This is a genomic window from Marinobacter xestospongiae (assembly GCF_023156385.1).
GTDB classification, from domain to species: Bacteria; Pseudomonadota; Gammaproteobacteria; order Pseudomonadales; family Oleiphilaceae; genus Marinobacter; species Marinobacter xestospongiae.
In genome coordinates, this window is the sequence record NZ_JAKZAK010000012.1 from 20,495 (window position 1) to 32,461 (window position 11,967).

General features: G+C 61.3%; 7 protein-coding genes. 4 read left to right on the forward strand and 3 right to left on the reverse strand.

Features of this window, described 5'->3' with window-relative positions:
* The first annotated feature begins 416 nt into the window (after positions 1-416).
* From MLD24_RS09850 to MLD24_RS09865, 4 genes are all read left to right on the forward strand, one after another.
* Positions 417-3,641: an autotransporter domain-containing protein gene (locus tag MLD24_RS09850; protein WP_248166503.1), complete on the forward strand. Its 3,225-nt coding sequence runs from the start codon at positions 417-419 to the stop codon at positions 3,639-3,641.
* Between the two features lie 125 nt (positions 3,642-3,766).
* Positions 3,767-4,525: a glucose 1-dehydrogenase gene (locus MLD24_RS09855; RefSeq protein ID WP_248166504.1), complete on the forward strand. Its 759-nt coding sequence runs from the start codon at positions 3,767-3,769 to the stop codon at positions 4,523-4,525.
* Between the two features lie 130 nt (positions 4,526-4,655).
* A complete protein-coding gene (locus tag MLD24_RS09860; RefSeq protein WP_248166505.1) occupies positions 4,656-6,905 on the forward strand; it encodes an EAL domain-containing protein in 2,250 nt (749 codons plus the stop codon).
* A complete protein-coding gene (locus MLD24_RS09865; RefSeq protein ID WP_248166506.1) occupies positions 6,892-7,308 on the forward strand; it encodes a hypothetical protein in 417 nt (138 codons plus the stop codon). The genes MLD24_RS09860 and MLD24_RS09865 overlap by 14 nt, the downstream gene beginning before the upstream one ends.
* Positions 7,309-7,334: 26 nt before the next feature.
* Here the strand turns inward: MLD24_RS09865 and MLD24_RS09870 are convergent, their stop codons facing one another.
* The 3 genes from MLD24_RS09870 to MLD24_RS09880 are packed head-to-tail and all read right to left on the reverse strand — an operon-like array spanning position 7,335 to position 11,950.
* Positions 7,335-7,874, reverse strand: coding sequence for a response regulator (locus MLD24_RS09870; protein ID WP_248166507.1), 540 nt, complete (start codon positions 7,872-7,874; stop codon positions 7,335-7,337).
* 2 nt (positions 7,875-7,876) lie between these two features.
* A complete protein-coding gene (gene nosR / locus MLD24_RS09875; protein ID WP_248166508.1) occupies positions 7,877-9,226 on the reverse strand; it encodes a response regulator c-di-GMP phosphodiesterase, NosR family in 1,350 nt (449 codons plus the stop codon).
* Positions 9,227-9,253: 27 nt separating this feature from the next.
* A complete protein-coding gene (locus MLD24_RS09880; RefSeq protein WP_248166509.1) occupies positions 9,254-11,950 on the reverse strand; it encodes an EAL domain-containing protein in 2,697 nt (898 codons plus the stop codon).
* Positions 11,951-11,967 lie beyond the last annotated feature (17 nt).

Here is an 11,967-nt window from a genome sequence, read left to right on the forward strand (position 1 = left end):
CGTTCATTGTTATCCAGGCCGATAGCGGTACAGACACGCTCACCTTCGATGGGACAGACCCGACGGTCTATGTGTCATCGCCTTCGAATGTGTTGGGGTTCCACTTATATATAGATCCCTCGATAGAGCTTAATGAAACCCTGACGATAGCCCCTAGTGATGCGGCATCGAAAAATTCTGTTCAGTTTAAGGGCGGCATATCTGGAACCGGAGGACTTAAGGTTTCAGAGGGCGTGGTGGTTTTTCTGGGTAAGAGTAATGGCGGGCTCTATACCGGAGACACCACCATAGAAGCTGGCGGGGTTTTGGATAATTGGAGTGCAACGAATGCTCTTAGCGCCGCTCGACATGTCGTCCATGGCGAACTCAGATTACAGGAGTCTGACGCCATCGGCAGCCTTGAGGGCAGTGGCCGAGTGGTGATAAGCAACGGTAAAAGCCTGGAAGTTGGCGACCTGAATACCGATACCCTTTTCTCAGGCGCCATCTCAGACTCCGGTGCTCTCACCAAAACCGGCACCGGCACCCTGACCCTGACCGGCACCAACACCTACACCGGCGAGACGCGCATCTCCAACGGCACGCTGTCGGTCCAGGATGGCGGTAGTATCAGCCATGGCGCGGCGCGGCTGTATGTGGGTGATACCGCCAGCCAGACCGGCACCCTGGAGATCGGGGCGGGCAGTTCGGTGACCAGTCTCCGGTCCTATGTCGGCGGCGGCGGTACCGGGGTGGTCAGCGTCGGCGGTAGCGGCGCGCAGTGGCAGCTGTCAGAGCGTCTCTGGGTTGGAGCCACTGGCGAGGGCACCCTTGAGGTCCACGATGGCGGTGAGGTGGATGTTGCCTCAATGCTGGAAGTGGGGAATAGCTCGGGTGTCACTGGTCGGGTAACGGTGGACGGCGCCGGCTCGGAGCTCAAGGTGACGTCTCTGATCCTGGGTTATTTCGGAAACGGCACCCTGACCCTGGCGAACGGAGGGACGGCTTCTATCAATGGTGGCGGTGGAGCGGTTTTTCTCGGGACCAATTCCGGTGCCCAGGGCACCCTGAATTTTGGTGCCTACGACCTTGCGGCCGCGACCACTGCGGGAGTGCTCGCCGCTGGCGATCTCCAAATCGGCTCTTCCACCCCTATGGCTGGTGGAAGTACGGGCACTATCAACTTCAATCAGACCGACACCCTGACCCTGGCGGCCGATATTGTTGAGTCATTCTCTGGGACGGGCAGCGTCAACCAGCGCGGCACCGGCACCACCATCCTCACGGGGGCCAATTCCTATTCCGGTGACACCACCATCTCCGATGGCACCCTGCTGGTCAATGGCTCCATTGCTGATTCAACGGTGATTGTCAGTGGTGGCCGGCTTGGCGGCGGCGGGTCGGTTGAGGGTGTCACGCTCAATGGCGGTACTCTGGCGCCGGGCAACTCCATCGGCATGCTCAGCGCCGACAATGTGACCGCCAACACCGGTTCTACACTGCAATTTGAGGTGGACAGCACCGGGGCTTCCGACACTCTGGCGGTAACAGGTAGTGTGACCCTGGACGATGTGGTCATCGACGTTATCGGTCAGGGTAGCCTGGATGCATTGCCCCTGTACACGGAGCACACCCTGATCACTAATGACGGTGTCGATCCCATCGCCGGCAGCTATACCCCGGGCCCGGGGCAGTTGGGCAGTGATGGTGGGTTGTTCAGCATCACCTCGAAATACGCTGGAGACGGGAACGACCTGTGGGTGGCCAGCTACCGGACAGGCCTGACCCTGACCGACGGCGCTACGGCGGATGAGGATGTTACCTTCCCGGACAGCTATCCCGGCTTTACGTTTACCGTGGACGGTACAGACAGCGCCACCTTTGCCGGTGCCCTGGCCGAGAGCACCACGCCGGTCGACGTCCATAAGGCCGGCACAGGCACCCTGGCCCTGACCGGAACTCACACCTACACCGGCGACACCGTGCTCGCCGATGGCACCCTGCTGGTTAACGGTTCGCTGGCGAACTCCCATATCCTGGTCAATGGCGGCTCCCTGGGTGGCAGCGGGTCGGTGGGGCAGGTGACGGTCAACAGCGGTACCGTCGCCCCGGGCAACTCCATCGGCACGCTCGCGGTGGGCGGTGACTGGACCCTGGGGGCTGGCGCCACCTACCAGGTGGAGCTGACGGGCGGCGGCACCACGGCAGGCACACACAGCGACCTGATAGACGTAACGGGCACCGCCACCCTCGAGGACGGCGCGCTGGTCCATGTAACACCGGAGAACGGCACCGACAATGGCTCGACCAACTATGCCGATGGCGCCCGCTACACCGTGGTACAGGCTGCTGGTGGCCTGACCGTTAACGGCAACCAGACGGTGACCGATGACTACGCCTACCTGGATTTCCGTACCGACGAAGACGGCAATGCCTATTACCTGATCAGTGACCTCACCGTGGTGACGCCGCCACCGGTGCCTGATCCGGAACCGGAGCCCGAACCGGAACCCGAACCGGAACCAGAGCCCGAGCCAGAGCCAGAGCCTGAACCAGAGCCTGAACCAGAGCCTGAACCAGAGCCTGAACCGGAACCCGAAACGCCCATTGAGACCTTCGCCCTGGCGGGCATGAGCCACAACCAGACGGTAACGGCGGATGCGGCCTTCACCCTGGGCGCCGGCCACGGCGTGTACGATCGGGTGCTCAATATGAGCGAGGCCCAGGCCTTTGCGGCCATGAACCGGCTGTCCGGGGAAGTCCACACCGGCAGCCGCACCCAGCAGATCACCCGTGCCGGTCAGGTGCGCCAGGCCACCCTGCAACGGATGAATGCGGCGGGGGACGAGTTCGGCGGGCTGTGGTTCTCTGCCATGGGCCAGAGCTGGGAGCTGGAGGGCGACGGCCATGCCGCCCTGGATAGTGACGATCATGGCCTGCTGATCGGGGCGGATGGCCAGCTGGCCAACGGCTGGCGCCTGGGCCTGTTCGGTGGTGGCAGTACCGGCGAAGTGAGCCTGGACGGCCAGGATGCCACCAGCGACAGCGAGACCCTTTACCTGGGGGCCTACGCCAGCCAGCAGTGGAGCGCGCTCAGGCTGAACCTGGGGCTGGGCTACGGCTGGGGCGAGGCCGAAACCGAACGCCGTCAGGTGCTGGGGCAGACCCTGCGTGCTGACTACGACGTCAGCAGCCTGCTGGCGTTCTCGGAGTTGGGGTACCGGTTGGGCTTTCAGAGCTACTGGCTGGAGCCCTATGGCGGCGTGTCCTGGGTCACAGTGAGCAACGACAGCGCCCGGGAGCAGGGCGGCAGCGCGGCGTTACGGATCGACAGCCAGGACAGCGATACCGGTTTCAGCACCCTGGGCCTGCGTGGTGGTACCGACGTTGCTGTGGGCGAGAGCCGGGTCAACCTCCATGGCGCGGCGGGCTGGAAGTACGCCTTTGGCGATCGCCAGCCAGACAGTCGCCAGGCCTTTGTGGACGGCGGCAGCCGCTTTACCATCCAGGGCGCACCGCTGGCCCGCCATACCGCGGAGCTGGAACTGGGGGCATCGGTAGAGGTATCGCCCGCCGCCACTCTGGGGGTGAGCTACCAGGGCGAGTTTGCCGGTGACGTGGATAGCCAGAGGGTGAACCTGGACTGGACGCTGCGGTTCTGAGGCGCGGCGGGGCTCGACGCCGGCTTGTTTTAGCCCCCCGTCCGTAAGGATTGTCCCGCCCGGTAACATCGCAGCAGAGGCTGCTATGTTTGATGGGAAGACTCTTTGCGGAGGGGGGCATTGCAATGACCAACCAATCCGACCGGGTGGTGCTGGTAACCGGTGGCAGCGCTGGCATTGGCAAGGCGGCAGCCTGGGCCTTTGCGCGGCGCGGAGATACTGTGGTGATCTGCGACAGTGACTGGTCGCGGGGTGAGGCGGTCGCTGATGAGATCTGCCATGAATCGGGACAGGCCACCTTCATTCAGGCCGATGTGTCCAAGGCCGTGGAAGTCGAGCACCTGATCAAAACGATAGCCGACACCTACGGCCGCCTGGATTACGCCTTCAATAACGCGGGCATTGAGGGGGAGCTGGGGGAGACGGCGGACTGTTCCATCGACAACTGGCAACGCACCATCGCCATTAACCTGACCGGCGTTTTTCTGTGTATGAAGTATGAGCTGCCACTGATGCTCAGCACGGGACATGGCGTTGTCGTCAACATGGCCTCTGTGGCCGGTAAGGTGGGCTTTCCCAATCTGCCGGCTTACTGCGCTTCGAAAGGCGGCGTTATCCAGCTCTCAAAAGCGGCGGCGCTGGAATATGCCACGCGGAATATTCGCGTCAATGCGATCTGTCCAGCGGTGATCCAGACGGAAATGATCATGCGGATCACCCATAACGATCCCGATACCTTGTCCAGGTTCCACAATTTCCAGCCAATGGAGCGGGCCGGCCACCCGGATGAGGTGGCGGATCTCGTGTTGTGGTTGTGTTCGAACCAGTCGTCTTTTGTCACAGGGCAGGCGATTGCCATCGACGGTGGCTATCTGGCGCGCTGAGGCCGGGTCTCGGTGGCAGGTTCTTCTGCCCCTGTGATGGCACTGACAGCGACTGAGTGGGCAACTATAGTTTTGGGGTGGATGTCCCCCATTCATGAGTGCGTCTGCCAGGGACTGGAGGAGAGGAACGGTGTCTGATGAGGAGGAGCTTCCGCAGGGAACGGCCACAATCCTGCTGGTGGATGATAACCCAGCCGACCTGTTGGTTGTCTGTAAGCAGTTTAAGCGTGCGGGCTACCGTGTGGTGGTGGCCCGGGAGGCAGAGGAAGCCATTGAACGGGCCGGGTTTGTCCAGCCAGACCTGATCTTGCTGGATGTCGTCATGCCGGAAAGCAGCGGCTTTGAGATTTGCCGGCGACTGAAAGCAACGGCCAGTACCCAGGATATTCCCGTTATTTTTATGACTGCGTTGACTGATGTCTCCGACAAGGTCACCGCATTCGAAGCGGGCGGTGTTGACTATATCACCAAACCTTTCCAGGTCGGAGAGGTGCTGGCCCGCGTTAATACCCAGTTGAGCCTGAGGGCCATGCAGCAGTTGCTCAACGCTCGCAATCAGCAGTTGCAGGAGCAATTGAGTGAACAACGTCTGCAGCGGGAGGAGCTGGAGTACCGGGCAACTCATGACATGCTCACGGAGTTGCCAAACCGAACGCTGTTCATGGATCGCCTGACCCATGCGATTGAACGTGCACGTCGCAACCAGTCCCAGCTGGCGGTACTTTTCATTGATCTGGACAAGTTCAAGATCATTAATGACACCCTGGGGCACGGCGCCGGCGACGAGTTGCTACAGAGTGTGGCCGAGCGCCTGCGCAACTGTGCCCGGAAGAGCGACACCCTCGGGCGTCTTGGGGGCGATGAGTTTGTTGTTCTGGCCGAAAACACCAGCGCCGTAGCTGACATTGAAACCCTTATTGAGCGGCTGTCCAGTAAGCTGGTGGAGCCGGTATTGCTTGCCGGGTTGATGCATTCGGTGACCTGCAGCATCGGGATCAGCCGGTATCCCAGAGATGGCGAGACCGCAGAGACTCTGCTGAAGCATGCGGATTTGGCAATGTTCCAGGCGAAGGACCGGGGACGGAATGCCTACCGGTTCTTTGAAGCCTCCATGCAGGAAACCCTGAATCGCCGCGTCAGCCTGGAACGTCAGCTCCGCGAGGCGTTCAAAAGGGATGAGTTCGTTCTCTATTACCAGCCCCAGATTGATCTCCGGAACGGTCGTATTTGCAGCCTGGAGGCTCTGGTGCGGTGGCAGAGCCCGAACGATGGCTTGGTATTGCCGGGGCATTTCGTACCACTGGCGGAAGAGAGCAGGCTGATTCTGGCGTTGGGGGAATGGGTGTTGCGAAGTGCCTGCATCCAGTTGCGGCGTTGGTTGAATCGGGGCGTCTCCGTTGTTCCCGTGGCGATCAATCTTGCGGCGGCGCAATTTGCCGACCCAACGCTGGATCAGTTGCTTAAAGGGGCCCTGGTGGAGTCGGAGCTGGATGCCCGCTACCTCGAGCTGGAGCTGACCGAGTCGATGTCGATGAGCGATCCGGAGGTTTCCCTGGCGATGATGCATCGGCTGAAAGAGATCGGCGTCTCTCTCGCGATTGACGATTTTGGCACCGGGTTTTCAAACCTCAGTTACGTCCGGCGGTTTCCGGTGGACAAGCTCAAGATTGATCGTACTTTCGTTGAGGGCATGATCAGCAATCCCCAGGACAATTCGATCGTGTTGTCGGTTATTCGCCTGGCCCACAGCCTGGGGCTGAGAGCGGTGGCGGAGGGGGTGGAAACCGAGGGCCAGGTTCGGCTGCTCGCCGAAGGTGGCTGTGACATGTTCCAGGGGCACCAGTTCCGGCCGGCGCTGGCGGCCCCGGACATTGAGGATCTGTTGCAGCGCCAAGTCTGCGTCAGCCCGGAGCTGCTGGCCCGGCCGTTCCAGCTCCGGACCGTGTTGCTGGTGGAGGATGAGCCGCAGGTGGCGAACAGTTTCAGGCGTATGGTGCGCAACCACGACATCCATGTGATTGCCGTGGAGGGCCCCACAGAGGCTTATGAGGTTCTGGCCCAGCAGGATATTGGCGTCGTGGTTTCCGATTACCGTATGCCCCGTGAAGACGGAATCCAGTTTCTGAGTAACGTTAAACGGCTTTACCCGAACAGCATTCGCATTCTTATGACCGGCCATGTTGATCGTGGCACCCTGGAGAATACGATCAACCAGGCAGAGGCCTTCCGGTTTATTGCCAAACCCTGGTACAGCGATCAGGTGATTGCAACGCTCGAACAAGCCTTTCAGCGCTACGATTATCTGAGCCGGGCCGGTGGTGTCCAGCGAATTGTTGGCGATGTGACGATGGGCGGGGGCGGTGTCGATGAACAGCGATGAGAAATCACTCTATGCCGGTCTTCAGGCGCTATCTGATATGGCATTCCCCAAGCAGTGTATGAATTGCGGCCGTCAGTATGGTTCGGCGGAGGCGTTTATTGCTGAATCCAGGGCCCTCAATGGCAGCAGCGGTCTGAAGGTCTCATTGGATGATGACGATCTGCCGGTCGTGGAGCTCTTTCGAAACTGCGTTTGCGGGTCCACCTTGATGGAGTTTTTTAACGACCGGCGTGGGACTTCGCCGGTTGCCGCTAAACGTCGAGCGTTGTTTGCCACCATGCTGGAGACGTTACAGCATCGAGGACTCGAACCTGAGGTGGGGCGCCAGGAACTGCTGAAACTGATGCAGGGGCAACGCAGTGCCAGGCTGGAAGCAATGGGTATCCGCCTGGCTGGTCATTGATCCGGATAGGCCGTGACACCGTTTCTTCAGTTGATGTCGCCGGCTTCATCGCTCAGGTCAATCATGCCCTCGTCGTCCAGCTGGATCTGGGTGATGCCGGGGCTATCCCGCTCCAACCGGTTCAGTTCCGTCTGTTGCCGTTTCAGCTTGTTGCGCTGCGCTCGCACCAGTTCCGCCAGTCTGGCGTTCTCCCGGATCAGTTCGTTGAACCGTAACGCGGTTTTCAGGGTGTGCAGCAGTTCCTCGTCGTCCCAGGGTTTCAGTACGAAGCGGTAGACCTCGGACTGGTTCACCGCTTTCAGCACGCCCTGCATGTCGGCATGGCCACTGAGAATGATCCGTGGGGTGTCCGGATGCTGCCTGCGGAAGTGGTCCAGAAACTCGATGCCATCCATTCCCGGCATCCGGTAGTCACAGATCACCAGGTCGACCGCGCGGTTGGCCACCTCGTCCAGCGCCTTGCGGGGATCGGTAAAGCCCAGCACCTGCCAGGATTGCCTGGTCAGCAGGCGGGTCAGGGATTTGATGATCATCGGTTCGTCATCAACCAGTAAAATGGTTGTCATGGCTATACTCCTTCAGCAGTCTGCCTGGAGACGTAGACCGTTACCTTGTGACTCTCCAGGCTCTCAATCTGCAGCAGCTTGTTGATGATGTGCTTGTTGACGGTGGTGCCGGAGGACAGCAACAGAATGCCGCTGCGATTGACCAGATCCCGGGTCAGAATCATGCCGGGCTGCAGTTGAATGGCGGTGCACACCGCCTCGTTCGCGCCGGGCATGGCCATCACCAGGGAGTCGCTGATGGACTGCAGCTGGGAGGCGATTTCCGGGTCGTACCGCTGGCCGGCGTGGCGCTCGATGTGAGCCAGCGCCTGCTCTTTGGTGAGGGGCTCTTCGGCCATCAGGCCGCTCTGCAGGCCGACGAAGTCGCAGGCGACCCGGAGAATGCGGGCGCCGATGTCAATCGCCTCACCCCGGAGCCCGTCCGGGAAGCCGCTGCCGTTCCAGGCCTCCATGTGGTGCCGAATCAGCCGGCTGGTGGGCGCCAGGGCGGTAATGGCGGTCAGGTACATTTCCCCCATCTCCGGGTACTGGCGATAGATGGGGCGATCCCGGTGAGTGAGATGGACCTCGGCCCGGGACAGCAGGTCGTCGGGCAGGTTGAGTTTGCCGATCTCGTGCAGCAGCCCGGCGTAGTAGATGTAGGCAACCTGAGCGCGATCGAGTCCCTGTTGGCGAGCCAGCGCCCGGGCAACATCCGCAACCTGGCGGGACTGCCCTTTCTGCAACTGGGGGCGGCTATTGATCACGGTGGAGAAAACCCGTACGAAGGCGTCGTAGCTGTTTTCCAGCTGCTGGAAGGCCTTCTTGACCAGGGCCGATTTGTGTTCGATTTCCCGGGTCCGCTCCTGAACCCGCTGCTCCAGCTCCTCGTTGAACTGTTTGAGCTCCCGGTTCTGTCGTCGGGTGGTGTCCAGCAGCCGCTTTTTCTCCCGTTCCAGGCGGATGATGCGAAGACCTTCCTGGATTGCTTCCAGCAAGCCGTCCTCGTCCCAGGGCTTGCTGATGTAACGATGGATGCCGCCATGGTTGAGGGCGTTAATGGTGGCTTGCATGTCGGCAAAACCGGTCATCAGAAAGCGCACGCTGAATGGCCAGCGCTGTTTGACTTCGGTCAGAAAGGCCGCGCCGTCCATGCCCGGCATGCGCATGTCCGAGACAATCAGGTCGATGTGTTCCTGCTCCAGAATGGCGAGTCCTTCCTGGGCATCTTCCGCGAAGTAGCAGTCGTAATCCTGTCGCCGCATCAGTCGCTTGAGGGAAGACAGAATGGCTTTCTCGTCATCGACAAACAGCAGCCGGAACGGCTTGGTCTTGCTGTTCTGGTTGGTTTCGGCGAGAACTTGCGAGTCCATGTACGTTTCCTGGGTTGTGGCTGGTCATCAGGACTGAAGGCCTGTGTTGGTGTCGGATGCCCCGTCAGGTCGGCCATTTCGGGGCTGGCGGTCATAGCGCTGGAATGCCTGGCGGATGGTCTGGCGCAGCTCATCGTCCTGCCAGGGTTTGGTCAGAAACTTGTAGATGGCGCCCTCGTTGATGGCCCGGGTGATGGTGTCCAGATCGGTGTAACCGGACAGCACCATACGGATGGTTTCCGGGTAGATGTCCTTGACCTGGCTCAGGAACTCGGTCCCAGACAGGCTGGGCATGCGCTGATCCGACAGAATCACCTGTACCCGGTTTTCCGCCAGCAGGCTGAAGGCCTCCTGTGGGTCGGTGGTGGACAGAATCCGGTAACCGTCCCGCCGTAAAAGCCGGGTGAGTGTGCGCAGGATGTTGGGTTCATCGTCGATGATCAGCAGAGTCGGTGTGGTGGCCTCCGGGTCCTGCTCCAGTTTTGGCGGGCCTTTTGTCAGCAGCGGCTTCAGTTCATCAAACGGTACCGGGTGAGCGAAAAGCTGGCCCTGGAGAACGTCGCAGTGATTGCGTTTGAGGAACTGGGCGTGGGCCTCGGTCTCGACGCCCACCACCACCAGCGTCAGCCCCAGCTTTTCGACCATGGCGATGATGCCCTGGGTGATGGAGGCATCTTTCCGGTTGCTGATGATGTCACGGATGAACTGCCGATCGATCTTGAGTTTGGTGGCGGGCAAGTGCTTGATGTAGCTCAGGCTGGAGTAGCCGCTCCCAAAATCGTCGATGACGATGCCGACGCCCAGGTCCCGAATCGCCTCCAGGGTGGCGACGATCTGCTCTGCATCGGCTTTCAGCACCGATTCGGTGATCTCCAGGTCCAGCAGCTCTGGCGGATGGCCGGTGCGATCCAGGGCCTGTCGCACGGTGTCGGCAAAGTTGGGCTGGCGGAGTTGCAGGGGCGAGATGTTCACCGCCATGCGGTGGTGGGTGAAGCCCGCATCAATCAGAGAGCGGTTATCGCGACAGGCCTGTTCCAGGACCCACGCGCCCAGTCGGATGATCTGCCCGGTTTCCTCCGCCAGCGGAATGAACTCGCCCGGCAGAATGACGCCCCGATCTGGTTCAACCCACCGAACCAGGGCTTCGGAACCGGAGAAACGCCAGTCCTGGCAATTCACCTGAGGCTGATAGTGCAACTGCAGTTTGTTCAGGATGATGGCCTGCTCGAGGCTGTTGCGCAGGGCTACCCGGTGATTGGCGTCGCGGATCAGGCGGGAGGTGTACCAGCGATAGGTATTTCGGCCCGCTCGCTTGGCCTGGCCCATGGCCAGGTTGGCATGCTGCACCAGGGTCATGGCGTCGCCCACCTGCTCATCTGACAGGGCAATGCCGATACTGGCGGTAATGTAGAGCTGGTGCTGATCGATGGGGTAGGGCTCAGACAGCCGCGCCAGCAGCTTCTCAACAATACCGACGCTGTCTTCCGGCACCGCAAGATCAGGCAGCAGCACCGCGAACTCGTCATTGCCGAGGCGGGCCACGGTATCACCGGGACGCAGGCTCTGGCCCAGGCGCTCAGCAACAGCAACCAGTAACTGGTCACCGGTGCGATGGCCGAGGGAGTCGTTAACAGGCTTGAAGCCGTCCAGGTTGATCACCAGGACCGCCAGCGACAGGCGGTGGCGGACCACCAGTCGCAGGGCCTGTTCCAGCCGGTCCTCCAGCAGGGAGCGGTTGGGCAGGCCGGTGAGTACGTCATGGCTGGCGTTGAAGGCCATCTCCGATTGCGCCGCCCGCTGAACGGAAATGTCGTTGAGAATGCCTACGAAATGGGCGACCTCGCCCTGTTCATCCGGCACCGGGGCAATGTAGAGGTCGTTCCAGAATGGCTCGCCGTCATGGCGGTAGTTGCGCATGACCACGCTGACTTCTCGTTGCGCCTCCAGCGCCTCACGGATTTCCCGGCGCCTCTCCTCCTCGGTGTCCGGCCCCTGCAGGATGCGGCAGTTCTTTCCCAGCACGTCGTCCTGGCTGTAGCCGGTCATGCGGGAGAAGGCGGGGTTGATGTACAGGATCGGGTAGTCGTCCTCGGCGCCACCGGTGATGATGATGCCGTTGGAGGAGGCTTCGATGCTGCGCTGGAGCAGGTGCAGGCGGGCTTCGGACTGGGCCCGGCGGGAGACATCGCGAACCACGGCCAGGCGGTGGGGACGGTCGCGCCACTGGGTGGTAATCGAGCGCAGTTCCAGGGTGCGCGGATCGCCGGACGCGCCCTCGATGTTGAATTCCACGCTGGATTCCGAGGCGGCGTCCTGCAGGGTGTGCACGTTGGTGAGTGCGGACAGGTCCGCGCCCAGCAGGGTGTACGCCGCGGCGTTGGCGTATTGCACCCGGCCTCGTGTATCGGAGACCAGTATCGCGTCCGGCAGCTGATCCAGCAGGGTCCGGGTGTCGTCCGACAGACTGGTGGGGACCAGCTCTGGAGCGTTGGCGTTTTTCTGCCGTAGCTGATGGGCCAGCCAGCCCAGCTCGGGCTGTGGTCCGAGGGCCAGTGTGGCCAGCCCCTGGGTATCGATCAGAGGCACCGAGGCGCCGTTGAACACCAGCAGTTCAACCAGTTGCCGACGCACAGGGGGGCGCTGCGCCAGCAGGGCATCCAGTGCCGGTTCGTCGTCGTGGCTGATCAGCAGGGCTGTGAGCGCCTGATTGTCGTGGTCATCCATGATGCCTGGTTCCTGCT